This window comes from Burkholderia oklahomensis C6786 (assembly GCF_000959365.1).
Taxonomy (GTDB): Bacteria; Pseudomonadota; Gammaproteobacteria; order Burkholderiales; family Burkholderiaceae; genus Burkholderia; species Burkholderia oklahomensis.
This window is the reverse complement of the sequence record NZ_CP009555.1, coordinates 1811596-1837810: the sequence shown is the minus strand read 5'-3', so window position 1 is coordinate 1837810 and position 26215 is coordinate 1811596. Positions and strand designations below refer to the sequence as shown.

General features: G+C 69.0%; 19 protein-coding genes, 2 pseudogenes and 2 riboswitches. Of the genes and pseudogenes, 14 read left to right on the top strand and 7 right to left on the bottom strand.

Annotation, left to right across the window (positions count from 1 at the left end; all coding sequences use genetic code 11):
* The first annotated feature begins 2 nt into the window (after positions 1-2).
* The 10 genes from BG90_RS08185 (at position 3) to BG90_RS08135 (ending at position 13887) form a co-directional block, all read left to right on the top strand.
* A complete protein-coding gene (locus tag BG90_RS08185) occupies positions 3-710 on the top strand; it encodes an SGNH/GDSL hydrolase family protein (RefSeq protein ID WP_010117483.1) in 708 nt (235 codons plus the stop codon).
* 466 nt (positions 711-1176) lie between these two features.
* A complete protein-coding gene (locus BG90_RS08180) occupies positions 1177-2229 on the top strand; it encodes an oxidoreductase (protein WP_010107149.1) in 1053 nt (350 codons plus the stop codon).
* 162 nt (positions 2230-2391) lie between these two features.
* Positions 2392-2751 (top strand): hypothetical protein, encoded by a 360-nt coding sequence (locus tag BG90_RS08175; RefSeq protein WP_010117485.1) that lies wholly within the window; start codon positions 2392-2394, stop codon positions 2749-2751.
* Between the two features lie 390 nt (positions 2752-3141).
* Positions 3142-3251: riboswitch (glycine riboswitch) on the top strand.
* A gap of 35 nt (positions 3252-3286) precedes the next feature.
* Positions 3287-3423: riboswitch (glycine riboswitch) on the top strand.
* Positions 3424-3520: 97 nt separating this feature from the next.
* The gene (gene gcvT / locus BG90_RS08170) at positions 3521-4639 is read left to right on the top strand and encodes a glycine cleavage system aminomethyltransferase GcvT (protein ID WP_010117487.1); all 1119 of its coding nucleotides are present in this window, start codon (positions 3521-3523) and stop codon (positions 4637-4639) included.
* 79 nt (positions 4640-4718) lie between these two features.
* The gene (gene gcvH, locus BG90_RS08165; RefSeq protein WP_010107155.1) at positions 4719-5099 is read left to right on the top strand and encodes a glycine cleavage system protein GcvH; all 381 of its coding nucleotides are present in this window, start codon (positions 4719-4721) and stop codon (positions 5097-5099) included.
* Positions 5100-5305: 206 nt separating this feature from the next.
* Positions 5306-8233, top strand: a complete 2928-nt coding sequence (gcvP, locus tag BG90_RS08160) for an aminomethyl-transferring glycine dehydrogenase (protein WP_010117488.1) — start codon at positions 5306-5308, stop codon at positions 8231-8233.
* A gap of 151 nt (positions 8234-8384) precedes the next feature.
* Complete coding sequence (locus BG90_RS08150; protein WP_010117489.1) at positions 8385-9500, top strand: alginate lyase family protein; 1116 nt, start codon at positions 8385-8387, stop codon at positions 9498-9500.
* Between the two features lie 33 nt (positions 9501-9533).
* Entirely contained in the window at positions 9534-10922 is a 1389-nt protein-coding gene (locus BG90_RS08145; RefSeq protein WP_010117490.1) for an L-serine ammonia-lyase, read from the top strand.
* Positions 10923-11088: 166 nt separating this feature from the next.
* On the top strand, positions 11089-12792 hold the full coding sequence (locus BG90_RS08140) for a thiamine pyrophosphate-binding protein (RefSeq protein ID WP_010117491.1): 1704 nt from the start codon (positions 11089-11091) through the stop codon (positions 12790-12792).
* 30 nt (positions 12793-12822) lie between these two features.
* Entirely contained in the window at positions 12823-13887 is a 1065-nt protein-coding gene (locus tag BG90_RS08135; RefSeq protein WP_025990049.1) for a glycosyltransferase family 9 protein, read from the top strand.
* A gap of 296 nt (positions 13888-14183) precedes the next feature.
* On the opposite strand, the gene BG90_RS08130 is transcribed toward BG90_RS08135, so the two are convergent.
* Entirely contained in the window at positions 14184-15209 is a 1026-nt protein-coding gene (locus BG90_RS08130) for a helix-turn-helix domain-containing protein (protein WP_010117493.1), read from the bottom strand.
* A 305-nt stretch (positions 15210-15514) separates the two neighbouring features.
* Here BG90_RS08130 and adh point away from each other — a divergent pair, with 305 nt between their 5' ends.
* A complete protein-coding gene (gene adh / locus BG90_RS08125) occupies positions 15515-17035 on the top strand; it encodes an aldehyde dehydrogenase (protein WP_010107166.1) in 1521 nt (506 codons plus the stop codon).
* 168 nt (positions 17036-17203) lie between these two features.
* Here the strand turns inward: adh and BG90_RS37260 are convergent, their stop codons facing one another.
* Positions 17204-17317, bottom strand: a complete 114-nt coding sequence (locus tag BG90_RS37260) for a hypothetical protein (RefSeq protein ID WP_010117494.1) — start codon at positions 17315-17317, stop codon at positions 17204-17206.
* Between BG90_RS37260 and BG90_RS37255 the strand changes: the two are divergent.
* Positions 17289-17462 (top strand): annotated as a pseudogene (locus tag BG90_RS37255) (methylated-DNA--[protein]-cysteine S-methyltransferase); the annotation flags it as partial. The gene BG90_RS37260 and the pseudogene BG90_RS37255 overlap by 29 nt on opposite strands.
* 167 nt (positions 17463-17629) lie before the next feature.
* Here the strand turns inward: BG90_RS37255 and eutC are convergent.
* Genes eutC through eat form a run of 3 tightly spaced genes read right to left on the bottom strand, consistent with a single transcriptional unit; the run spans position 17630 to position 21277 of the window.
* Positions 17630-18415: an ethanolamine ammonia-lyase subunit EutC gene (gene eutC, locus BG90_RS08115; protein WP_010107170.1), complete on the bottom strand. Its 786-nt coding sequence runs from the start codon at positions 18413-18415 to the stop codon at positions 17630-17632.
* The gene (locus BG90_RS08110) at positions 18412-19809 is read right to left on the bottom strand and encodes an ethanolamine ammonia-lyase subunit EutB (protein WP_010117497.1); all 1398 of its coding nucleotides are present in this window, start codon (positions 19807-19809) and stop codon (positions 18412-18414) included. Before BG90_RS08110 ends, eutC begins: the two co-directional genes overlap by 4 nt.
* 58 nt (positions 19810-19867) lie before the next feature.
* Positions 19868-21277, bottom strand: coding sequence for an ethanolamine permease (gene eat, locus BG90_RS08105; protein ID WP_010107172.1), 1410 nt, complete (start codon positions 21275-21277; stop codon positions 19868-19870).
* Positions 21278-21743: 466 nt separating this feature from the next.
* Between eat and BG90_RS08100 the strand changes: the two genes are divergently transcribed.
* Together BG90_RS08100 and BG90_RS37250 are read left to right on the top strand one after the other, a co-directional pair.
* Positions 21744-22853: an acyltransferase family protein gene (locus BG90_RS08100; RefSeq protein WP_045568108.1), complete on the top strand. Its 1110-nt coding sequence runs from the start codon at positions 21744-21746 to the stop codon at positions 22851-22853.
* Positions 22854-23101: 248 nt separating this feature from the next.
* Positions 23102-23360: pseudogene (locus tag BG90_RS37250) on the top strand (PLP-dependent aminotransferase family protein); the annotation flags it as partial.
* Between the two features lie 198 nt (positions 23361-23558).
* On the opposite strand, the gene BG90_RS08095 reads toward BG90_RS37250, so the two are convergent.
* Together BG90_RS08095 and BG90_RS08090 are read right to left on the bottom strand one after the other, a co-directional pair.
* The gene (locus BG90_RS08095; protein WP_010107177.1) at positions 23559-25022 is read right to left on the bottom strand and encodes a mechanosensitive ion channel; all 1464 of its coding nucleotides are present in this window, start codon (positions 25020-25022) and stop codon (positions 23559-23561) included.
* Positions 25023-25809: 787 nt separating this feature from the next.
* The gene (locus tag BG90_RS08090; protein ID WP_010107178.1) at positions 25810-26208 is read right to left on the bottom strand and encodes a zinc ribbon domain-containing protein; all 399 of its coding nucleotides are present in this window, start codon (positions 26206-26208) and stop codon (positions 25810-25812) included.
* Positions 26209-26215 lie beyond the last annotated feature (7 nt).

The window sequence follows — 26215 nt, the reverse complement described above, 5'->3', positions numbered from 1 at the left end:
GCATGGGATACCACTTCGCCACCGCCGCGCTCGGCCCGCTGCTGCTCGCGCAGGGCCGCCATGTCCGGCGCGTGACGCCGCGCCTCGCCGAAGCCGACGGCCCGCGCAGCGGCATCGACGGCGCCGGGCCGCCGTTGCGCCTCCTCGTGCTCGGCGATTCGGCCGCCGCGGGCGTCGGCGTCGCGACGCAGTCCGACGCGCTCGTCGGTCAGTTGGTGCGCGTCCTCGCGCCGTTCCATCGCGTCAAGTGGAAGCTGCTCGCGCGCACCGGCGCGACGACGCAGGATCTGCTCGACTGGCTCGCCGCCGAGCCGGCCGCGCGCTTCGACGCGGTCGTCACGTCGCTCGGCGTCAACGACGTGACGGACGGCGTGTCGCCCGGGCGCTGGCGCGACACGCAAGCGGCGCTCGTCGAGCTGCTGACGACGCGCTTCGGCGCGGCGCACGTGATCCTGTCGGCGGTCCCGCCGATGCACCATTTTCCGGCGCTGCCGCAGCCGCTCAGGTGGTATCTCGGGCTGCGCGCGCGGCGCCTCAACACGACACTGTCGCGCTGGGCCGCCGGGCAGCGCGCGTGCGAATTCCTGCGGGTCGAAATGCCGCTCACGCGCGATGCGATGGCATCGGACGGCTTTCATCCGGGCGCGCGGGCCTGCGCGCTGTGGGCCGAGCAGGCTGCCGCCGCGATCAGGCGGCGGTTCGGGAGCTGACGCGAACGCACGGCGACGGCCGATGGAGGCATTGCGGAGGACGCGCTTCTTGCTTCGACGCGCATTGGCAATCGCCGGTCGACGGAAGGCAAACGCGCGGCTTATCGATGTGCAGGCCGGCCGTTTCGCAGCGCGCCCGTCGCCGAACGGCGTCCGGAATCGGGTCATGTCGAAGCGGACGGGCGATGTTCCGTGCGACTTCGGCCCTCGCGAGCATCGACCGGGCATCGAAAGACCGTTGGACAGGCATCGAATCCCGTCGCTTCGGCAATCCGCCTTCCGCGCGGCGGCACCGCCGAAGCGTCGCACCCGCCGCGCCGGTCGCCCGGCTTACGCGCGCCCTGTCCGTTCGGCCAACGTCGCCGGCAAACCGTTCCGCCCCCATTCGTCATGCCACAATAGTCATCCGTCGCCGTGCGGCGTCCAAGCCGCAGCGCCCCCGTTCCGCAAGCAGACAGGATCGTTCATGTCGTCAACGCTCAAGATTGGTTTGATGGGTTTCGGTTTCGCAGGCGCGACGTTCCACGCGCCCGTCATCGCGCACAGTGGCCGCACGCAGGTCGCCGCGATCGCCACCGGCCACCCGGAACGCGCGAACGCCGCGTATCCGGACGCCGCCGTCGTGCCGGATCTCGACGCGCTCGTCGCGCTCGAGGACGTCGAGTGCGTCGTGATCGCGACGCCGAACGACACCCATTTCGAGCTGGCGAAGCGCGCGCTCGAAGCGGGCAAGCACGTGGTCGTCGACAAGCCGGTCACGCTGACGGCCGCCGACGCGCTCACGCTCGCCCGTCTCGCCGCCGCACACGGCCGCGTGTTCGCTCCGTTCCACAACCGTCGCTGGGATGGCGATTTCCTGACCGTGCGTCAGCTCGTCGAAAGCGGCGAGCTCGGCCGCATCACCTATTTCGAATCGCACTTCGACCGCTTCCGCCCGCACGTGCGAACGCGCTGGCGCGAGGAAGCGTCACGCGGCGGCGGGCTGCTGTTCGATCTCGGACCGCATCTGATCGACCAGGCGCTCGCGCTGTTCGGCACGCCGGATACGGTGAGCGCGACGGTCAAGACGCGCCGCGACGGCGGCGACGCGCCCGACTTCGTCCATCTGCAGCTCGGCTATCCGGACAAGGACGTCATCCTGCACGCGAGCGCGCTCGCGGCAATCGAACCCGCACGCTTCACCGTGCTCGGCACGCAAGCCGGCTATCAGAAGCACGGGCTCGACACGCAGGAAGATCAACTGAAGGCGGGCCTCACGCCCGACGACGTCGAGTTCGGCGGCGGCAACCCGCCCGGCGTGCTGCGCGGGCTCGACGGCGAGCTCGAGATCGAGCGTCCGGTGCCGACGCTCGACGGCCAGTACGCGGAGTTCTATCGCGCGCTCGCCGCGTCGATCCACGACGGCGCGCCGTTCCCAGTCGCGGCGCAGGACGCCGTCGACGTGATGACGATCATCGAGCTCGCCGCGCGCAGCGAACGCGAAGGCCGGCGACTGCCGTTCGTGCGCGAAGCGGCCTGACTGGCGCGCGACACGCCGCCGGCGCGATCGGGCGCCTGCGGCTTGCCTGATCTTCAAGCATCAACAAACCGTTACAAACAATTCGGGAACGAACGTCATCTTGACGAGGGTCTGAGCCGTTCGTCTAATTGCCTGTCCGGCATCGACAATCAGGAGAATGCAATGCAACGGTTGATCCGCGCGGCGGCATGCTGCGTCCTCGTCTCGTCGCTCGCGGCATGCGTGGTCACGCCGCCGCGCCCCGCGCCGGCCCCGGCGCCCCGCCCCAATCCGCAGGTGGTCGGCTACGAGCGGATGCAGCAGATCCAGGGCCGCATCGACAACCTGAACCGCCGCATCGACGCGCGCGTGAACGCCGGCTACTATCCGCCGCCGCAAGGCGCCGCGCTGCATCGCCGGCTCGACGTGATCCGCCAGGAATCGACCGACATGTCGGCCCAGCACGGCGGCGGCCTGTCCGCCGACGAACAGCGCGTGCTGAATCAGGAACTCGACACGGCCGCTCGCGCGATCGGCGAGTGAGCGTTCCCAGCGGCCCGTTGGCCGCTCGGCCGCTTGGCCGATAACGCTTCGAGACGCGGCTTCGGCGACTTTCGCCCGGGCCGCGCATTCCCGGGTCGGCACTTCACGGTCTCGACCCCGGCCCGCTCACCGCTCACCGCTCACCGCTCACCGCTCACCGCTCACCGCTCACCGCTCACCGCTCACCGCTCACCGCTCACCGCTCACCGCTCACCGCTCACCGCTCACCGCTCACCGCTCACCGCTCACCGCTCACCGCCCACCGCCCACCGCTCACCGCTCACCGGCGAACACCCCGCGCCGACGGCGTCCCGCATACCACCGCCGCTTGTCTTCAAGCGACAGCTATTTGCCCAAATTGACAACCCATCCGCGCTCGCGTACATTCGCCCGCACGCGTCGGGAGAGCGTGCGGCCGTCGTTCGTTGATCGAAAGGCAAGCCGCGCCGCCGAAGGGGCACACCCGCAAACTCTCAGGCAAAAGGACCGGCCGCGTCGAAGAATCCGTCTGACCACGACATGCGTCGGACGCCGTTTTTCGCACTCTGGAGAGCGGCAGTAGCTGCGTGCACGCAACGCGTCGCACGGGCAGGCTGCCCACCGAAGGGGCGCGCGCGAACCGGATCGAGTCCGTCGCGCAATCTCTCAGGTATCGAGGACAGAGGGGCATGCACGCATCGCAGGCGGCTTCACGCGCCGGCGGTTCGCCGAGTCTGCCGTTTTGTTTTCGCGCCCGGGCCGAAGCCCGGCCGCCTTGCCTGGGACCCCGATGACCGTTCTCAAAATCACCCCGCTTCACGCTGCGCATCGCGCCCTCAATGCCCGCATGGTCGACTTCGGCGGCTGGGACATGCCTGTCAACTACGGCTCGCAGATCGACGAGCATCAGGCCGTGCGCACCGACGCCGGGATGTTCGACGTGTCGCACATGTGCGTCGTCGATTTCACGGGCCCGCGCGTGCGCGCCTTCTTCGAGCACGCGCTCGCGAACAACGTCGCGAAGCTGCAGACGCCCGGCAAGGCGCTCTACTCGTGCCTGCTGAACCCGCAGGGCGGCGTCATCGACGATCTGATCGTCTACTACTTCACCGAGGATTTCTTCCGCGTCGTCGTCAACGCCGGCACCGCCGACAAGGACGTCGCGTGGTTCAACCAGCTCAACGAGCAAGGCGGCTTCGGCCTTTCGATCGCGCCGCGCCGCGACTTCGCGATCGTCGCCGCCCAGGGGCCGAACGCGCGTGCGAAGGTGTGGGACACGATCCCCGCCGCGCGCTCCGCGACGAGCGAGCTCAAGCCGTTCAACGCCGCGCAGGTCGCGGGCACGCCGTTCGGCGACCTCACCGTCGCGCGCACCGGCTACACCGGCGAGGACGGCTTCGAGATCATCGTCCCGGCGACGCGCGTCGAAGCGCTGTGGAACGCGCTCGCCGAGCACGGCGTGCGCCCGTGCGGACTCGGCGCGCGCGACACGCTGCGCCTCGAAGCCGGCATGAACCTGTACGGCCAGGACATGGACGAGACGGTGTCGCCGCTCGACGCCGGTCTCGCGTGGACGGTCGATCTCGCCGCGCCGCGCGCGTTCGTCGGCCGCGACGCGCTGGAGCGCGACGGCTCGCGCGCCGCGTTCGTCGGCCTGATCCTGCAGAAGGAAAACGGCAAGGCGGGCGGCGTGCTGCGCGCGCACCAGAAGGTCGTGACGCCGGCGGGCGAAGGCGAGATCACGAGCGGCACGTTCTCTCCGACGATGCAGGAATCGATCGCGTTCGCGCGCGTGCCGAAGGACGTCGCCGTCGGCGACACGGTGCACGTGCAGATCCGCGACAAGAATCTTCCCGCACGCGTGGTAAAACTGCCGTTCGTGCGCAACGGCAAGGTGCTCGCGGTCTGACGCGGAGCAACCGGCGCGCCCGCGCGCGAAACCAGACTCAATTTAAACGCTTGAACGCATTCAATCTCAGGAGCATCCGATGAGCAACGTCCCGGCCGATCTGAAATACACGGAAGAACACGAGTGGGTCCGCACCGAAGCGGACGGCACGCTGACGGTCGGCATCACCGACCACGCGCAGGAAACGCTCGGCGACATTGTCTTCCTCGAACTGCCCGAAGTCGGCAAGACCGTGAAGGCGGGCGACGCCATCGGCGTCGTCGAGTCGGTGAAGGCGGCGTCCGACATCTACACGCCGGTGTCGGGCGAAGTGGTCGAAGTGAACTCGGCGATCGTCGACACGCCCGACGAGGTCAACGGCGACGCGTACGCGAGCTGGCTCTTCAAGATCAAGCTCGAAGCGGGCGCGTCGACCGACAAGCTGATCGACGCAGCCGCCTACGAGAAGCTGGTCGGCTAACCCACCCACTCACGAACCGCGCGGCGCGCGCCGGCAGCACGGGCCGCCGCGCCGCGTGGGACCGGGGTAAGCGCTTAAAGCGCTAATTTTGGTCGACCGCAAAGCATGGGATCGGAGTAAGCGCTAAAGCGCTAACTTTGGTCGACCGCAAAGCATGGGACCAGAGTAAGCGCTAAAGCGCTAACTCTGGTCGACACAGGAATGCTATGAAGCTCGAACACCCGGATCATCTGATGAAGCGCACGCCCCTCTCGCTCGCGGCGCTCGAAACGCACGACGCGTTCGCCGAGCGCCACATCGGCCCCGACGACGCCAGCCAGCACGCAATGCTCGACACGCTCGGCTTCGCGTCGCGCGCCGCGCTGATCGACGCCGTGATTCCCGCGTCGATCCGCCGCGGCGACGCACTGCCGCTCGGCCCGTTCGCACAGCCGAAGAGCGAGGCGGAAGCGCTCGCCGCGCTACGCGAGCTCGCGGACAAGAACCAGGTGTTCCGCTCGTACATCGGCCAGGGCTACTACGACACGCACACGCCCGCCGTCATCCTGCGCAACGTGCTCGAAAACCCCGCGTGGTACACCGCGTACACGCCGTACCAGCCTGAAATCTCGCAGGGCCGCCTCGAGGCGCTCCTGAACTTCCAGCAAATGGTCGCGGACCTGACGGGCCTCGCCATCTCGAACGCGTCGCTGCTCGACGAGGCGACAGCCGCGGCCGAGGCGATGACGCTCCTGCAGCGCATCGGCAAACCGAAGTCGAACGTGTTCTACGTCGCCGACGACGTGCTGCCGCAAACGCTCGAAGTAATCAAGACACGCGCGAAGCCGGTCGGCATCGAAGTGAAGACGGGTCCCGCCGCCGACGCCGCGAGCGCGAACGCGTTCGGCGTGCTGCTCCAGTATCCGGGCGCGAACGGCGACGTGCGCGACTACCGCGCGCTCGCCGACGCGATCCACGCGGCGGGCGGCCACATCGTCGCCGCGGCCGACATCCTCGCGCTCACCGTGCTCGCGCCGCCCGGCGAATGGGGCGCGGACGTCGCGGTCGGCAACACGCAGCGCTTCGGCGTGCCGATGGGCTTCGGCGGCCCGCACGCAGCGTACATGGCGGTGCGCGACGAATTCAAGCGGCAGATGCCGGGCCGTCTCGTCGGCGTGACCGTCGACGCTCAGGGCAAGCCCGCGCTGCGCCTCGCGCTGCAGACCCGCGAACAGCACATCCGCCGCGAAAAGGCGACGTCGAACGTCTGCACCGCGCAGGCGCTCCTCGCGATCATGGCGAGCATGTACGCGGTCTATCACGGCCCGCACGGCCTGAAGACGATCGCGCTGCGCGTGAACCGCGTCGCGGCGCTCCTCGCGTCGGGCGTCGAGCAGCTCGGCTACGCGCTCGTCAACGACACGTTCTTCGACACGCTGACGATCGACACCGGCGCGCGCACCGCGCAAGTCCACGAACTCGCGAAAAGCAAGCGCATCAACCTGCGCCGCGTGAGCGACACGCAAGTCGGCGTGTCGGTCGACGAAACGACGACGCGCGCCGATCTCGCCGACCTGCTCGCGATCTTCGCGCAGGCGGCGGGCGCGACGGCGCCCGGCGTCGACACGCTCGACGCCGCGCTGCCCGGCGTGCCCGCGCTGCCGGCCGGCCTCGAACGCACGAGCGCGTACCTGACGCACCACGTGTTCAACCGCCACCATTCGGAAACGGAAATGCTGCGCTACCTGCGCAGCCTGTCGGACAAGGATCTCGCGCTCGACCGCTCGATGATCCCGCTCGGCTCGTGCACGATGAAGCTCAATGCGACGTCGGAGATGCTGCCCGTCACGTGGCCCGAGTTCGGCCAGATCCACCCGTTCGCGCCCGCCGACCAGACGGTCGGCTACCGCGAGATGATCGACCAGCTCGAGCAGATGCTCGTCGCGGCGACGGGCTACGCGGCCGTGTCGCTGCAGCCGAACGCCGGCTCGCAGGGCGAGTACGCGGGCCTCTTGACCATCCACGCATATCACGAATCGCGCGGCGAAAGCCACCGCGACATCTGCCTGATCCCGGCGTCCGCGCACGGCACGAACCCGGCGTCCGCGCACATGGCGGGCATGAAGGTCGTCGTCGTCGCGTGCGACGCGCAGGGCAACGTCGACATCGCCGATCTGAAGGCGAAGGCCGACGCGCATTCGAACGACCTCGCGGCGATCATGATCACCTACCCGTCGACGCACGGCGTGTTCGAGCAGAACGTCCGCGAGATCTGCGAGATCGTGCACGCGCACGGCGGCCAGGTGTACGTCGACGGCGCGAACATGAACGCGATGGTCGGCCTGACCGCGCCCGGCCAGTTCGGCGGCGACGTGTCGCACCTGAACCTGCACAAGACCTTCTGCATCCCGCACGGCGGCGGCGGCCCGGGCGTCGGCCCGGTCGCGGTCGGCGCGCACCTCGCGAAGTTCCTGCCGAACCAGCGCTCGACGGGCTATGCGCGCGGAGACGACGGCATCGGCGCGGTGTCGGCGGCGCCTTACGGCTCGGCGTCGATCCTGCCGATCTCCTGGATGTACATCGCGATGATGGGCGCGAGGAACCTGACCGCCGCGACGGAAACCGCGATCCTCAACGCGAACTACATCGCGAAGCGTCTCGCGCCGCACTACCCGGTGCTGTATTCGGGCCCGGGCGGGCTCGTCGCGCACGAATGCATTCTCGACCTGCGTCCGATCAAGGACGCGAGCGGCATCAGCGTCGACGACGTCGCGAAACGCCTGATGGACTACGGCTTCCACGCGCCGACGATGAGCTTCCCGGTGCCGGGCACGCTGATGGTCGAGCCGACCGAATCGGAATCGCAGGAGGAGCTCGACCGCTTCATCGCCGCGATGGTCGCGATCCGCGAGGAAATCCGCGCGGTCGAGGAAGGCCGCGCCGATCGCGAGGACAACCCGCTGCGCCACGCGCCGCACACGGCGGCCGTCGTCACCGCGAACGACTGGCCGCACGCGTACTCGCGCGAGCAGGCCGCGTTCCCGGTCGCATCGCTCGTCGCGAACAAGTACTGGCCGCCCGTCGGCCGCGCGGACAACGCATATGGCGACCGCAATCTGTTCTGCTCCTGCGTGCCGATCTCGGAATACGCATGACGCGCCGGCGCGGCCCGCGCGCCGCGCCGCCTTCCTTTCACCGGCGACGCGCCGTCCGCAATACGCCGTTGCGGACGGCGCGCGCGTTCGCATTCGCCCGCAAGTCCGGCTAACATCTCACACCGCGATCCAGCCATTAAAGGAGTTCTGCATGGTGCGTCAGACGTTTCCGGGCCGCGCGCAGGCGATGCGCCGGCGCTTGCGCGCGCTCGCGCCGGCGCTTCTCGCCGCCGCGTTGACGGCGGCCGGCCCCGCGCGGGCGGCGATGAATTTCTGTGCCGCGCCCGCGCTGCAGAGCAGCGAGACGACGCACGCCGAACCGGGCGTGCAGGCGCTCATCAAGAGCGTCGACGCGCATCTGAACGACGAGCCGAAGGCGTTGCCGCGCGTGCACACCGAAGGCACGCTGCCGCACGAAGGCATCTACGACCAGAGCGCCGAGGCGCTCAACGACATGGAACTGATGCGCAACGCGGCGCTCGCGTGGCGCGTGACGAATCAGAGCCGTTATCTGGCGCTCGTCGACCGCTTCCTGTCGGCGTGGGCGAACACTTACCGTCCGAGCTTCAATCCGATCGACGAGACGCGCTTCGAGAGCCTGATCCTCGCGTACGACATGACGGCGAGCGTGCTGCCCGTGAAGACGCGCAACGCGACGGCCGCGTTCATCGCGTCGCTCGGCAACGGCTACGTGCAGCAGATCGACGCGCAGAAGCGCCCGCTCAAGGGCACGTGGCGCAACAACTGGCAAAGCCACCGGATCAAGCTGATCGCGCTCGCCGCGTTCACGCTCGGCGATCGCAAGATGATGAACGCCGCGCAGCGGCTCTTCGTCGAGCATCTCGCCGACAACGTCGAGCCGGACGGCACGACGTACGATTTTCTCGAGCGCGACGCGCTGCACTACGCGGTCTACGATCTGCAGCCGCTCGTGACGGCGGCGCTCGCCGCGCGGCGCTTCAACCGCAACTGGCTGCGCGAGCGCGCGTCGAACGGCGCGACGCTCGCCGCCGCGCTCGACTGGCTCGTGCCGTATGCGCGCGGCGAGAAGACGCACGAGGAGTTCGTCCACTCGCCAGTGCCGTTCGACGCAAAGCGCCGCGAGGCGGGCCTGCCCGGCTATTCGGGCATGTGGGAGCCGAAGAACGCGACCGAGCTGTTCCACCTCGCCGCGCGCCTCGACGGCCGCTACGCGAGCGTCGCCCAACAACTCTCGCCGATGCCGCCCGCATGGCTGGCCGCGTGCCTGCCGCTGCCGGCGCGGTGATCCCCCAATACTTCTAGCAATTCAGGAAACGAAATGGCAGTCAGCGTGTTCGATCTTTTCAAAATCGGTATCGGCCCGTCGAGTTCGCATACGGTCGGTCCGATGCGGGCCGCGCTGATGTTCGCGCAGGGGCTCGAACGCGACGATTTGCTCGCCGCGACCGCGAGCGTGAAGGTCGAGCTGTACGGCTCGCTCGGCGCGACGGGCAAGGGCCACGGCACCGACCGCGGCGTGATGCTCGGCCTGATGGGCGACGCGCCCGACACCGTCGAGCCGTCGGCGATCGCCGCGCGGCTCGACGCGGTGCGCGACTCGAAGACGCTCGCGCTGCTCGGCATGCATCCGGTGCCGTTCGTGCCGAAGGAGCACATCGCGTTCTACCGGCAGGCGCTGCCCGAGCATCCGAACGCGATGAAGCTGCGCGCGACCGACGCGAACGGCGCGGTGCTGCGCGAGGCGACGTATCTGTCGGTGGGCGGCGGCTTCGTGGTCACCGCGGGCGCGCCGAACACGAAGGTGCTCGCCGCCGTCGAGCAGATGGCGCATCCGTTCCGCACGAGCGCCGAGCTGCTCGCGCTCACCGAATCGACCGGCAAGTCGGTCGCGCAGCTGATGTGGGAAAACGAGCGCGCGTGGCACACCGAGGAGGAAACGCGCGCGGGCCTCCTGAAGATCTGGGACGTGATGCAGTCGTGCGTCGCGCGGGGCTGCGGAATCGGCAACCCGGACGCCGACGGCAACCTGCCCGGCCCGTTCCAGGTCAAGCGCCGCGCGCCGCAGCTCTACCGGACGCTCACGGGCAACCCGGAGCAGGCGCTGCGCGATCCGCTGTCGATGATCGACTGGATCAACCTGTACGCGATCGCGGTCAATGAAGAGAACGCGGCGGGCGGACGTGTCGTCACCGCGCCGACCAACGGCGCGGCGGGCATCATCCCGGCCGTCCTCCATTACTACACGCGCTTCACGCCGGGGGCGAACGAGCAAGGCGTGATGGACTTCCTGATGACGGCGGCGGCGATCGGCATCCTGTACAAGCTCAACGCGTCGATCTCGGGCGCCGAAGTCGGCTGCCAGGGCGAAGTCGGCGTCGCATGCTCGATGGCGGCGGGCGCGCTCGCGGCGGTGCTGGGCGGCACGCCGCAGCAGGTCGAGAACGCAGCCGAGATCGGCATGGAGCACAATCTCGGCCTCACCTGCGATCCGGTCGGCGGGATGGTGCAGATCCCGTGCATCGAGCGCAACGCGATGGCGTCGGTGAAGGCCGTCAACGCCGCGCGGATGGCGCTGCGCGGCGACGGCACGCACTACGTGTCGCTCGATTCCGTCATCAAGACGATGCGCGAAACCGGCGCCGACATGAAAACGAAGTACAAGGAGACGTCGCGCGGCGGGCTGGCGGTGAATATCGTCGAGTGCTGAGGCGGGGGCGCGGCGCGGGAATGCGCCGTGCCGCTCGCTGCGTCGCCCGCCCCGCGCGGCGGCGCGTCGCGCGAACGCCGCCGCGGTGCAGCACGGCTTCGCGCCTTCCGTCGCCCCTTCATCCGGCGTAAGCTGTACGTCCCGCCACGAAGGGAGCCCGTCTTATATGTCGATTTCCCCGGACCTCGGGCAGCGCGCCACAACCGGCGCACGCCTGCTCGTCGACGCCCTGCTCGCGAATCACGTCGAGCGCGTGTTCTGTGTTCCCGGCGAGAGCTTTCTCGCCGTCCTCGATTCCCTCGCCGACGAAACCGAACGCATCCAGACCGTCGTCTGCCGCCACGAAGCCGCCGCCGCGAACATGGCGGAGGCGCTCGGCAAGCTGACCGGCCGGCCCGGAATCGCGCTCGTCACGCGCGGCCCCGGCGCGACGCACGCGTCGATCGGCGTGCACACCGCATTCCAGGATTCAACGCCGATGATCCTCTTCATCGGCCAGTGCGCGCGCGAGCATCTCGATCGCGAGGCGTTCCAGGAAATCGATTATCGGCGGATGTTCGGCCAGCTCGCGAAGTGGGTCGCGCAAATCGACGATCCGCGCCGCATCCCCGAATATCTGAGCCACGCGTTTCACGTCGCGATGTCGGGCCGGCCCGGCCCCGTCGTGCTCGCGCTTCCTGAGGACGTGCTGTCCGAGCCGTGCGCGCCGCAACCCGTCGCGCCCGCGGCGAAGCGCATCGCCGCCGCGCCGTCCGCCGCGCAGATGAGCGAGCTGCGCGAGCGGCTCGCGCGCGCCGAGCGGCCGCTCGTGATCGTGGGCGGCAGCGGCTGGACGCCGGAGGCGTGCGCGGATCTGCGCACGTTCGTCGAGCGCTGGCAGTTGCCGATCGCGTGCGCGTTCCGCTATCAGGACACGTTCGACAACGAGCATCCCCAATACGCGGGCGACGTCGGCCTCGGCGTGAATCCCGCGCTCGCGCGCCGCATCCAGGAAGCGGACCTGCTGTTCGCGCTCGGCCCGCGACTCGGCGAGGCGACGACGGGCGGCTATACGCTGATCGACATTCCGAAGCCGAAGCAAGTGCTCGTTCACGTGCATCAGGGCGCGGACGAGCTGGGGCGCGTCTATGCGGCGGATCTGCCGATCGCGTCCGGGATGCCCGAGATCGCCGCGCAGCTCGCCGCGCTCGAGCCGCCGGCATCGCCCGCGTGGGCGGGCAGCGCCGCCGACGCGCATCGCGCCTATCTCGACTGGCGCACGCCGCGGCCGATGCCGGGCGGCGTGCAGCTCGGCGACGTGATGCAGCAATTGCGCGAACGGCTGCCGCACGACGCAATCGTCACGAACGGCGCGGGCAATTACGCGGCGTGGCTGCATCGCCATTTCGCGTACCGGCATTTCCGTTCGCAGCTCGCGCCGACGAGCGGCGCGATGGGCTACGGCGTGCCGGCCGCGCTCGCCGCGAAGTCGCTGTATCCGCAGCGCACGGTCGTCGCGCTCGCGGGCGACGGCTGCTTCATGATGGCGGGCAACGAGCTCGCGACCGCGATCCAATACGGGCTCGCGATCATCGTACTCGTCGTGAACAACGGCCATTTCGGCACGATCCGCATGCATCAGGAGCGCAACTATCCTGGGCGCGTGCACGGCACGGGGCTGACGAACCCGGATTTCGCCGCGTACGCGCGTGCGTTCGGCGCGCACGGCGAGACAGTCGAGCGCACCGCCGATTTCCTGCCCGCGCTCGATCGCGCGCTCGCGAGCGAACTGCCCGCGCTGATCGAGATCCGCGTGCCGCAGGATGCCTGCACGCCCGCCGCGACGCTCGAGCAGGTGCGCGAGCAGGGCCTGCGTGCGCGTCGCGCCTGACGCGACGTCCTGCGCCGCACACCCGCGCCGATGATGACGCGCGCCGCAGCCACATTGTCGCCCGCCGACGCGCTCGCCTACCCCGGCACGCTGCTCGCGCCGGACGGGCGGCTCGTCGCGCCCTACGATCTCGAGCGCACGGCGGCCGACGCGCACGGCTACATCGGCGCGGCGGCCCGCCTCGGCCTGTTGCATGCGGCAAGCCGCTCGTTCACGCTCGATTACGCGACGTTGTCGACCGTTCACGTGATCAACGGGATGGGCGTCGCGCTCGGCGACTCGGTGATCGGCCTGACGGCGCTCGCGGCGATCGAGACGCTCCATCCGCACGTGCGCTTCGTGCTGTACCGGCCCGCGCATGCGCCCGCCTACGTCGATGCGCTGTACCGGCTCGCGGCCGGCGCGATCGCGCCGATCCGCACGCTGCCGTGGCCTGCCGCCGCGCTGCCGGCCGGCGACACGCGCATCGATCTCGGCAATCACCTGTACTGGCCCGCGTTCGCGACGCTGCCGATGATCGACTTCTTCCTCGCGGCGCTCGGCGTGCCGCCCGAATCGGTCGCCGCCGACGCGAAGCGCAATCATTGGCTCGCCCGGCTGACGCTGCCCGAGCCGCCGCGCGAATGGCGCGGACGGCGCTACGCGCTGTTCTGCCCGCAGGCGAGCACGCCGCTGCGCAGCATTCCGCCGGCACTGCGCGCGGCGCTCGTCGACCGGCTCGCGCAAACCTACCGGCTGCCCGTGCTCGGCTTCGAGCCGATCGATCATCCGGATTACGTCGACGTGAGCGGCCACTCCGGCGATACCGCGCAGTTCATCCGCTGGGTCAAGCACGCGAGCGTCGCGCTGTGCGCGGACACGTCGGCCGTGCACGTCGCGGCCGGGTTCGACGTGCCGACGCTCGCGTGCTTTTCCAGCATCGCGCCTGGTTTGCGGGTGCGCGACTATCCGTTCTGCACGGCGATCGCGCTCGACGTGCCGGAGACGCTGCACAATCGCCACAAAAGCGACGCGGCCGGCGATATCGCACTGGTCGAGGCTGCGTATCGGCGGATCGATTGGAATGCGACCGCATGGCCGCAGGCGCGGGAGTGAGCGCGGCGAAATCGTTGAGGACGTGGTGAGCCGTGAGCGGCGGTGAGCGGTGAGCGGTGAGCAACGAGCAGCGCGCGGACGCCGGTGCGCACGGTCGGGCGCGCTCGCGATGATAGTGCTCGCCGACTTTCCACAAGCGCCATGCGACCCGCTACAGCCGCGCTTCGTCGCGCAAGTTACGGCGGGCGATCCGCCGATATCTCACTCGCCCGATATCGGCAAGCAAGCCGCCGCATCATGCGACGCCGCGTCAAGCCGGACAAGCGCCGGCCGCCCCGCTCGCACCCGTCCCTTTTTCAGCAAGTGAGCGCGTCGCGCAACGTCTCGGACGGCCGCGCGCCGAACATCCGCCGATAGTCGGTCGCGAACTGGCTCAGATGCCAGAACCCCCACGCGGCCGCGACGTCCTGCACCGAATCCGCCGCGCGCCCGCGCAGGTCGCGCCGCACGCCGTTCAGCCGCAACGCACGCAGATAGGTCGCGGGCGCCATCCCGAGCACGTCCTGGAAGCAGTACTGCAGCGTGCGCCGGCTCACGTGCAACTGCTCGCACAGCTCGGGCACGCCGACGGGCCGCGAACGGTGCGCGAGCACGTAGTCGCGCGCGGCCGCGACGATCTTGCGCCGCCGCGACGCATGCTCGACGGTCGCGTCGGCGGCAGGCGACGCGCACAGGTCGAACAGCGCCGCGAGCACTTCCGCCTGCAAGTCATTGCGCGCGCAGTCGGACAGCGGCGCGCCCGCCGCGCTCATCGCGTCCGCGTCGTCGAGCCGCTGGGCGAGCAGCGCGCAAAGCCGCGTGAGCCGCGCCTCGCCGACGCGCACGACGGGCACGAGCGGCAGCCGCTCGTCGAGCCCGCAGCGCTCGACCTCCTCCGCGTAGCGGCGCAGCACCGCGCCGCGCACGACCAGCCCGTAGATCGAGAATTGCGCGGGCGTCAGCAGCTCGAATTCGACGTTGCCGGGCCGGAACGCGAGCGCATCGGCGGCGATCGGCCGCGCGTCGATGCGCGCCGCACCATCGCGCGCGACCGGAATGCCGAACCAGTACGCGTCCCCGCGCACCTCGCACGCCTGCCGCAGCGTGTGGCTCGTCGTCTCCCGAAACACCTTCATCGTGTCGAGCGGCAGCTCGGTCAGCGTGCCGACGAAGCGGCCCGCCGCGAGCTGGTCATAGGTCTGGCGCCAGCCGATCAGGTTGCGCGCCTGCTCGTCGGCGTCGTGCGCGACGCTGACGACGGCGCGCCCGGCCGTGCCGTCGCCGTCCGCGCTGCGTCCCGTGTCCTCCGCCGTCGTCTCGGCGCCGGTGTGCTCGTGATCCATCGCGCCCCCTTTTGCGTCGCTGAAGCTGAAACGATCCGTTCGATGACGCAATTCCCATGCCGAAGCGTAGCGTCGCCAAAATCGCCGGTCTCGTCTTCTCGCTGTACCGCGTTTGAACAATCCGCATGCGGCGGCTGTTCAACGACGGCGCAGTCGCGCGCGCCCGGCCGCGCCGCCCGCGCGCCGAGCCCCGCGCCGGAGCCCCGATGCACCGTCGCGCGGCCGGCTGGCACGGTTTTGGCGTAACGACAGGCGTCGCGCACGTCGCGCGACGCATCACCGATACCGACATGCGAGGAGCAACGATGAATCACGCGGACATGCAACATCTGAACATCGAATTTCCGTACCGCAAGCAATACGGGAATTTCATCGGCGGCGAATGGGTCGCCCCGGTCGGCGGCGAGTATTTCGACAACGTCTCGCCCGTGACCGGCCAGCCGTTCACCGCGATCCCTCGCTCGCGCGAAGCGGACGTCGAGCTCGCGCTCGACGCCGCGCACGCCGCGAAGGCCGGCTGGGCCGCGACGAGCGCGGGCGAGCGCGCGAACGCGCTGCTCAGGATCGCCGACCGGATGGAGGCGAACCTCACGCGCCTCGCGGTCGCCGAGACGATCGACAACGGCAAGCCGCTGCGCGAGACGACCGCGGCCGACGTGCCGCTCGCGATCGACCACTTCCGCTACTTCGCGGGCTGCATCCGCGCGCAGGAAGGCTCGATCGCCGACATCGGCGGCGACATGGTCGCCTATCACTTCCACGAGCCGCTCGGCGTCGTCGGCCAGATCATCCCGTGGAACTTCCCGCTGCTGATGGCCGCGTGGAAGCTCGCGCCCGCGATCGCGGCCGGCAACTGCGTCGTGCTGAAGCCGGCCGAGCAGACGCCCGCGTCGATCCTCGTGTTCGCCGAGCTGATCCAGGATCTGCTGCCGCCCGGCGTGCTGAACATCGTCAACGGCTTCGGGCTCGAGGCGGGCAAGCCGCTCGCGTCGAGCAAGCGGATCGCGAAGATCGCGTTCACGGGCGAGACGTCGACGGGCCGCCTCATCATGCAGTACGCCAGTGAAAACCTGATCCCCGTCACGCTCGAGCTCGGCGGCAAGAGCCCGAACATCTTCTTCGCCGACGTGATGGACCGCGACGACGGCTACTTCGACAAGGCGCTCGAAGGCTTCGCGATGTTCGCGCTCAACCAGGGCGAGGTCTGCACGTGCCCGTCGCGCGCGCTCGTCGAGGAGAGCATCTACGAGCGCTTCATGGAACGCGCGCTCAAGCGCGTCGAATCGATCAAGCAAGGCCACCCGCTCGACGCGCAGACGATGATCGGCGCGCAGGCGTCGTCCGAGCAGCTCGAAAAGATCCTGTCGTACATCGACATCGGCCGCAAGGAAGGCGCGCAGTGCCTGACGGGCGGCGAGCGCAACGTGCTCGGCGGCGAGCTGTCGGAAGGCTATTACGTGAAGCCGACCGTGTTCCGCGGCCACAACAAGATGCGCATCTTCCAGGAAGAGATCTTCGGGCCGGTGCTTGCGGTGACGACGTTCAAGTCCGAGGAGGAAGCGCTCGAGATCGCGAACGACACGCTGTACGGTCTGGGCGCGGGCGTCTGGACGCGCGACGGCAACCGCGCATACCGCGTCGGCCGCGGCATCCAGGCGGGCCGCGTGTGGACGAACTGCTATCACGCGTATCCGGCGCATGCGGCGTTCGGCGGCTACAAGCAGTCGGGGATCGGCCGCGAGACGCACAAGATGATGCTCGACCACTACCAGCAGACGAAGAACCTGCTCGTCAGCTACAGCGAAAAGCCGCTCGGGTTCTTCTGATCCCGCGCGCGGGCGGCGGCGCGCGCCGGTTGCGCGTCGCACGAACGGCTTGGCCCGGCCCGGCGGATTCGCGTCTCGATGCGGATCCGCCGGGCTCTTTTGCGACTGTGGCGCCGAATCGGCCGGTCAGGCAGTCGGGCGGCTCGCGCGTCGCCGCGTCACGTCGCGTCACGTCGCGTCGTCACGTCGTCGCGTCGTCGCGAGATCGCCCGTCGCGAGCCGCGCGGCGGCCTCGTGCACGGCGTTCGCCGCGGCGAACGGCGCGAACCGCATCTCGATCATCGTGCCGTGCCATCGGATCATCGGCAAGGACGGGTCGCTCACGGGCTACGGCGGCGGGATCGAGCGCAAGCGGTGGCTGCTCGAGCTCGAGCGACGGCATGCGAATGTGCCGATCGAGGCAGTCGAGGCGAGCGCGGCGGGTTGATGCGCATCGGCGTGCGTGCGCCGTTCGGGGCCGCGTGGGCACGAGCGCCGCGCATCGCGCACGGAGCACGTCGCGGATCGCTTGCCGCGCCGACACGCCGACACAGCCGCGCCGGCCGCCGCCTGCCACATGCCACGCCAAGCCGATTTCACCGCACCGCGGCCGAACTACTCCGCCGCGATCCGCTCCGGGTCCGCCGAAGACAACAACGCATCGCTGTCGTCCTTGAGCCCGACGCCAGTCAGCCCGAGCCGCCGCGCATGCGTCATCAGATAGTGCAGCTTGTGCGCGGCCGCGTCGTGCGGCAGCCCTTCGGGACGCACGTTCGAGATGCAGTTGCGCTGCGCGTCGTGGCAGCCGAGCTTCGGCGCGTACGTCAGATACACCCCGAGGCTGTCGGGCGAGCTCAAACCCGGCCGCTCGCCGATCAGCATCGCGACGAGGCGCGCGCCGAGCAGCTCGCCGATCTCGTCGCCGAGCGCGACGCGCGCCTGCCGCGCGACGACGACGGGCCCGATCCGCCAGCCGCCGAGCTTCGGCCGCACCGCGTTCAGGAGCGGCAGCGCCTGCTTCGCGGCCGCGAACGCCGACAGCCCGTCGGCGACGACGAACACGACGTCGGGCGCGGCGTCGAGCGCCGCGCCGTAGCCGGCGAGCAGCGCGCGGCCGTCGTCGGACAGCTTGCGGCCGAGGTCCGGCCGGCGCAGGTAATGCTGCCGATCCGGCGCGGCGCTCTCTACGCCGAGCGTCGGGAGTCCGGCCGCTTCGATCTCGCGCCGCAGCGCGTCGGCGTCGAGCGGCTGATGAACGGCATCGCGCGCCTGCGCGTGCGACAGGTTGAACGCAAGCAGCGGCGCGGTCGGCAGGCTGTTGCCCGCGCGTCCGAGCGCGATCCGCGCGTTCGTGAACGTCTTGAGCTGCCCCCACGGGTTCTTTTCGACCGCGTCGCTCATGCGGAAAGCCCCATCCAGTCGTTCGCGCCGGCGAGGAGCGGCACGCGCATCGACGCGGCGCGCAGCGCGCCGTGCGCATCGGCGATCTCCATCGTCTCCAGCCATTCCTCGAACTCGGGCGCGCGGCGCAGGCCGAGCACCTCGCGCACGTAGAGCTGATCGTGAAACGACGTGCTCTGGTAGTTGAGCATCACGTCGTCCGCGCCCGGAATGCCCATGATGAAGTTGATGCCCGCGGCGCCGAGCAGCGTCAGCAGGTTGTCCATGTCGTCCTGGTCGGCTTCCGCATGGTTCGTGTAGCAGATGTCGCAGCCCATCGGCACGCCGAGCAGCTTGCCGCAGAAGTGATCCTCGAGCCCCGCGCGAATGATCTGCTTGCCGTCGTACAGATATTCGGGACCGATGAAGCCGACCACCGTGTTGACGAGAAACGGCTCGAACGCGCGCGCGACCGCGTAGGCGCGCACCTCGCAGGTCTGCTGGTCCACGCCGTGATGCGCGTTCGCCGACAGCGCGCTGCCCTGGCCCGTCTCGAAGTACATCAGGTTGTTGCCGACCGTGCCGCGCTTGAGCGCCAGCGCCGCCTCGCGCGCTTCGGCGAGCAGCGCGAGCGAAATGCCGAAGCTCGCGTTCGCCTTCTCGGTGCCCGCGATCGACTGGAACACGAGATCGACGGGCGCGCCTTTCTCGATCGCCACGATCGTGTTGGTCACGTGCGTGAGCACGCACGACTGCGTCGGCACGCGGTAGCGCTCGCGAAACGCGTCGATCATCGCGAGCAGCTTCGTGATCGCGGCGAGGCTGTCGGTCGCCGGATTGATGCCGATCATCGCGTCGCCGCAGCCGTACATCAGGCCGTCGAGCATCGATGCGGCGATGCCTTTCACGTCGTCGGTCGGATGGTTCGGCTGCAGCCGCACCGACATCCGTCCCGGCAGCCCGACCGTGTTCCGGAAGCGCGTGACGACGCGGCGCTTTCTCGCGGCCGCGATCAGATCCTGGTTGCGCATCAGCTTCGACACCGCCGCGACCATCTCCGGCGTGAGTCCCGGCGCGATCCGCTCGAGCGCGGCCGAATCGGCGGCGCTCGACAGCAGCCAGTTGCGGAAATCGCCGACCGTCAGGTGCGAGATCTCGGCGAATGCGTCGCGCGAATGCGTGTCGACGACGAGGCGCGTGACCTCGTCGTCTTCGTAAGGGATCACCGCCTCGTTGAGGAATGCGGCGAGCGGCACGCTCGCGAGCGCCATCTTCGCCGCGACGCGCTCCTCCTCGGTCGCGGCCGCGACGCCCGCGAGCTGGTCGCCGGAACGCAAAGGGCTCGCCTTCGCGAGCAGCGTCTTCAGGTCCGCGAAGCGGTAGGTGCGCGAACCGATCGTCTCCGTATATCGCATCTGGACTCCTTGTCGTAACGGCCGCGCGCCGCCCTCCGGCGCGCGGCGCACGCCGTTCCTACTCCTCGAGCAGCGCGTCGGCGGGCGCGGCCGCGCGCTGCGAGCGCGTCGCGAGGAAGTAGCCATACCCGAGCGCGACGAACGCGACGAAGATCGACGCGACGAGCGCGTTGAAGTACACCATCGTGCCGAGGCACACGATCGCCGCGACGAGCGCGAACGCCGGGAAGAACGGATACAGCGGCGCGCGGAACGGGCGCTCCATCCGCGGCTGCACGCGGCGCAGCTTGAAGAGCGCGGCCATGCTGACGATGTACATCACGATAGCGCCGAATACGGACATCGTCACGATGTTCGCGGTGAGCGTCTGACCGCCGAACTGGATCAGCTCGTCGCTGTAGATCGCGACGATGCCGACCACGCCGCCCGCGAGGATCGCGCGATAAGGCGTCCTGAAGCGCGGATGCACCTTCGCGAGCCATTCGGGCAGATAGCCTTCGCGAGCGAGCGCGAAGATCTGGCGCGAATAGCCGAGGATGATCCCGTGGAACGACGCGACGAGGCCGAACAGGCCGAGCCACACGAGCATGTGCATCCAGCCGCTGTTCGCGCCGACGATGTACTTCATCGCCTGCGGCAGCGGGTCGTTGATGTTCGCGAGCTTGGTCCAGTCGCCCGCGCCGCCCGCGAACACCATCACGCCGATCGCGAGCGCGACGAGCGTCAGGATGCCGGCGACGTACGCGATCGGAATCGAGCGCTTAGGATTCTTCGCTTCCTCGGCCGCCATCGCGACGCCCTCGATCGCGAGGAAGAACCAGATCGCGAACGGAATCGCCGCGAACATCCCGTGGAACGAACCGACGCTGAAGTGATCGGCGCCGGACCAGCCGCCCTTCACGAAGTTGCTCCACGCGAAGCCCGGCGACACGACGCCCATGAACACGAGCAGCTCGAAGATCGCGAGCAGCGTGACGACGAGCTCGAACGTCGCGGCGATCTGCACGCCGACGATGTTGAGCGCCATGAACACGAGATACGCGCCCATCGCCGCGTGCTTCGGTTCGAGCCCCGGAAACTGCACGTGCAGGTACGCGCCGATCGCGAGCGCGATCGCGGGCGGCGCGAACACGAACTCGACGAGCGTCGCGACGCCCGCGAGATAGCCGCCCGCCGGGCCGAACGCGCGCCGCGCGTAAGCAAACGGGCCGCCCGCGTGCGGAATCGACGTCGTGAGCTCGGTGAAGCTGAAGATGAAGGTCGTGTACATCGCCGCGACGAACAGCGCGGTGATGACGAAGCCGAGCGTGCCCGCGCTCGCCCAGCCGTAGCTCCAGCCGAAGTATTCGCCGGAGATCACGAGGCCGACCGCGATGCCCCACAACTGCCACGTGCCGAGGGTTTGCTGCAGCACCGGCTGCGCTGCCTTGCCGCCCGCGCCGGGGCGGCCATTCGACTCTGTCTGCATGAATCTCTCCTCGAAGGCGGCGGAGCCCGGCGCCGAGATAGGCCCGCTCCGCCACTGAGAATCGATGCTAGTGAGTCATTAATCGACGTGTTATCGAAAATCGGCAAACGTCCGTGCTTTCATTTCTCGTACGGAAACATTTCCGGCGGCTGAAACAGGCACGTGCGAGGATCGATGCGCACGCGGGCGGAACGGCTTGCGGCGGCGCAACGAACGCCGCATGCGGCGCACGCGATCGGCGATATGCGTCGCATCGGACGCGCGCGTCTTCGCATCCCGGCATCCGCGCGCGCGGCTCGCCGAGCGTCCGCATCCGCCGCGCGACGCGACAGCGAACTTGTGTCGCCCGGCACACAGATCGTCACCGCGCCAGCCCCTACATTGTGTTCACGCAGTGAGCGTCCCGCGCTCAGCCTTCGGGCGACGCGCGGCCCACCCAAGATCGATCATTCCAATCATTCAGACCATGCGGGACTCCTATCTCAATACCGCTCGGGGCGCGGGCATCGTCCTCGTCGTGTACGGCCACGCGCTGCGCGGCCTGTTCGCCGCCGGCCTCGTGCCGGCCGGGTGGCCGAGCACCCTGCTCGCCGCGACCGACTACACGATCTACACGTTCCACATGCCGCTCTTCTTCCTGCTGTCGGGGCTGCACGTGCCGAAGTCGCTACAGCGCGCGGGCGACGGCTTCCTGCTCGCGAAGCTGCGCACGATCGCCTATCCGTACTTCGTCTGGTCGCTGCTGCAAGGCGCGGTGCAGCTCGCGCTGTCGTCGCGCGGGATGAATCACGCGTTCACGCCGAACGACCTGCTCGCGATCGGATGGCGGCCGTTCGGCCAGTTCTGGTTCCTGTACACGCTCTTCATCTGCATGCTGATCGCATGGGGATGGTCGATCGTCGCGCCCGGCATCCGCGCGCACGGCCGCGCGGCGCCGGGACGCGCGCACGCATCGCTCGCCGCGCTCGCGATCGGCGGGCTCGCGGTCGTCGCGCTCGCCGCCGGCTCGTCGACGCAATGGGGCATCGTGTCGATGACGCTCACGTACCTTCCGTTCTTCGTGCTCGGCATGCTGATCGGCGACAAGCTGCCCGCGCTCGTCGAACGCGCATCGAACGGACTCGCGCTCGCCGCCGTTGCCGTGACGTTCGCCGCGGCGGTTGCATTCGCGCATCGCTTCGGCGAACCGGACAGCGTCTCGGCCGTGCCCGCCGCGCTCGCGGGCTGCGCACTCGTGCTGCTCCTCGCGCATCGCGCGATGCGGCGCGGCGACGCCGCGCCCCGGCTCGCACCGCGTCCGACGTGGCTCGAGCACATCGGCTTCGCGTCGATGCCGATCTATCTCGCGCATATCCTCGCGACGGCCGCCACGCGCATCGCGCTCGTCAAACTCGGCGTCGTCGACGTCGGCGTGCAGCTCGCGCTCGGCACGCTCGCGGGCGTCGCCTGCCCGATGCTGCTCTATGGACTCGTGCTGCGTTCGGGAACGGCGCGGCTCGTCGGCTTCCCGCCGCTGCCGGCCGGTTATGCGGACGCGCGTGAGAAAGGCCGGATCGGCAGCGCGGACGCCGCTTGATCGTCGTCACGATCGTTAGAAACGCTAATCGATCCGCTCTCGCCGCGAATCCGGGACGAGACGCCGAAACGAACCGTCATCGCGTGCGCGCTCGATCTTCGGCATGACCGGCCACGCCGAGCAGCGCGTGAAACGCGACGCTGATCGAGGTCAGCACGCAGCCAAGCACGAACAGTGGACCGGCGACCGACGCGCCGTAACGATCGACGAGCTACGGCATCGCATCGATGAGTTGCGGCATCGGCGATCTGACGTATCCCGGCATGAAAGCGCTCGCGCTCGCGCGCGCGCCGGATCGCGCTGACGCCGCTGCCGCTGTCGGCAGAGCAAATCCCGGATCTCGGCCGGCTCGGCGCGCTCTGCGGAAAACGCCCGGTGCGCGCGGTCTACACGATGCCGACGCCGCACGATCCGCTCGGCTCCGTGATGTCCGCACCGAACCGCGCGCGTCTTGCCGAGCTCGCCGAGCGTCACGATCTGCTCGTCATCGAGGACGCCGCATGCGCTGCGTATCGCGCTCGGCTCGATTGCGCTCGAATCTCCCGAAAGCGCGTTGCGGAAGGTTCGAAGAGCGGCGATCGGGTGACGTTCGCGCGAGGTACGGCACGCGGGAACGGCGCCCGAAGCCGCTCCCGGCGCGTCTCCGCGGAAACCGCGCCGATGCACGGGCGATCGCCGCGCGACCGCCCGCGCATCATCCGCGCATCACTCCTGCTTGCCGCGCGGATTGAACCAGCGGTCGAGCAGCTTGCCCGCGGCTTCGCGGCCGCCAAGACCGAACGACAGCGCGACCGCGACCGCGATCGCGCCGAGCACGAGGCCGAACGCGAGCTGCACGATCTCGTTCGCAATGCCCATCGCGCGCAGTCCCATCGCGAACACGAGGCCGAGGATCGCGAACTGCGCGATGCGCGACAAGAGCCGGCTGTGCTCGTTGTCAGCCTGCTCGATCACGCGGCGCGCAAGGCCCGCGAGCCAGAAGCCGATCACGAGGATCACGCCGCCCATCAGCACGTGCCCGCCGAACTCGATGAACAGCGTGACGACGTCGCGCACCTGCGTGAAGCCGAGCCGGTTCGCGGCCTCGACCGTCGCGAACAGCATCGCGAAGAAGATCACGAGCCGGCCGGCGAGCACCGAAGGCTGCAGCATCCCGGTGAACACGCGCTCGACGCCCAGCACGGCGGGCAGGCCGTCGACGCCCGCGGCGACGAGCAGCTTCTGCACGAGCGCGCCGACGAAGCGCGCGACGTAGAACGTGACGAGCACGATCACGACGGCCGCGAAGATGTCGGGCACCGCGTTGAGGAACTGGCCGAGCAAGTCGGTCGCGGGCCGCGAGATCGCCTCGATCTTCAGCGCGTCGAGCGCGGAGATCAGCGTCGGCACGAACACGAAGATGAAGACGACCGTGCCGATGAGGCTCGAGATCTTCACGGGCGTCGGGCTCTCGACGCTTTGCGTGAGCCTGTCGGCGCCCGCCGCGACGAGCAGGTTCGTGACGAGCCCGCGCAGGATGCGCGCGACGAGCCAGCCGACGAAGCCGATCACGGCCGCGGCGAACACGTTCGGCACGATCGCGAGGATCTTGTCGATCATCCCCTGCACAGGCGACAGCAGCCCGTTCAGGTCGAACGCGGCGAGGATCGCCGGGATGAACATCAGGATCACGAGCCAGAACAGCACGTCGCCGAGGTACGAGCTCATCGGCCGCATTCCTGCCGTCTCCGACAGTTTGCTGTCGATCTTGCTCGCTTTCAGCGTCTTGTCGGCGAGGCTGCGCAGCAACGATGCGATCAGCCACGCGACGAGCGTGAGCGCCGCGCCGCCGAGCAGGTTCGGCAGATAGTTGATGATCTTCGTGACGAGCAGCGAGAACGGATTCGATACCGCGTAGAGGTTCAGCACGTTGAAGATGCCGACCGCGGTCACGAGCAGGATGAGCCAGAACAGGCCGCCCGCGATGATGCGCTCCACTTGCGCGCCCTGGCCAGTGCTTTCGGCGATCCGCGCATCGACCTTCAGCGCGCTCAGCAAGCGCCGCACGCCCGCCCGGACGATCACGGCGATCAGCCAGCCGACGACCAGGATGCCGAGCGCGCCCGCGATCTTGGGCAGATATACGCCGAGCGTGCTCTGCATCGACGTCAGGAAACTGGATGAATCCATATGTTCTCTCCCGAAAAGCGTGATGTTGCGTTGGACCTCGACGAACAACCTGCGGACTCCGAAGAAAACCTGACTCCGCAGCCGGCGACCTTACACGGGGAACGATGACGGCTTCAATCGTGCTTCACTGTACTCGAACTTTATTCTAAGGGATCGATCCTGCTAATAAAAATCGTGCTTCGAAATGGTGCGGCGACGCCAGGCGTGCGCGCGCGATGAAACGGTCGCGACAGTCCCGGCGCGAATCGCGCAATTCGTTGGCCTAATGAAGGCTTCGCGTGCACGAACGTTGCGTGTTGCGCGAAATGGTGCGGCAGGCGACGCGCATTCGTGTCGGCGAGCCGCAAGCATGAAACGGACCGGACGATTGATGGAAGAATGTGAACCGGCGTGCGCCGGCATGGGTTCACCTGTCGGGTAGCGCAAGCGCAAGACGCCGTTTGCTATGGCAGGCCCGGGATTTGCAGGGCGGGAAGACGGGTGCGGTTTGGGCACGCTGAACAATGACTGCCGCGGGCAAGTTCGGCCGTGTCGCGGCTGAGTCGGCGAATTCGCTTCGCCGCAGATGAGGCGGCGAGAAAACGGACGGGTTCGGACGCCCGCCGCGACGGCACTGCATCAAAACCACTGCATCAAACATATCGACGCTTGCTTGCGCGCCGAACGAACGAGTCGACTCGAATATATCGATTCGAATACGGCGCGTGAAATCTCGCGCACGCAATCGCGAGCTTGCTTGGCAGCGTTATCGGAATGCGTGCGCCCGCCCGCACTCCGCCGCCTCGCGTCACGCGCGCGCCTTCGAGACTGCCGTCCCGCATTGCGGGCAGAAGCGCGCGGATGCGTCGAGCCGCGCGCGACATCCGCCGCACGCGGCCGGCGCTTGCGATGCGCCGCACTGCGCGCAGAACTTCGCATCCGCTCCGTTGATCGCGCCGCACTTCGCGCATGCGGCGCTCTGCACGGGCCCGCCCGCTTCCCTTTGAGGCGGAACGCCGCCACGTTCTCGATCCCGGCCGTCGTCGCTCGGCGCATCCCGGCGGCCCCAACCGTGGCCGCCTTGGCCGCCGTGACTGTCGTAGCCGCCGCCGCGGCCATGCCCGCCGCCCGTCCCGCCGCCGTGATGGTCGCGACGGCCGCCGCTTCCATGATGCCCGCCGCCGACGATCCGCTTGAGCCAATCCATCATTGCC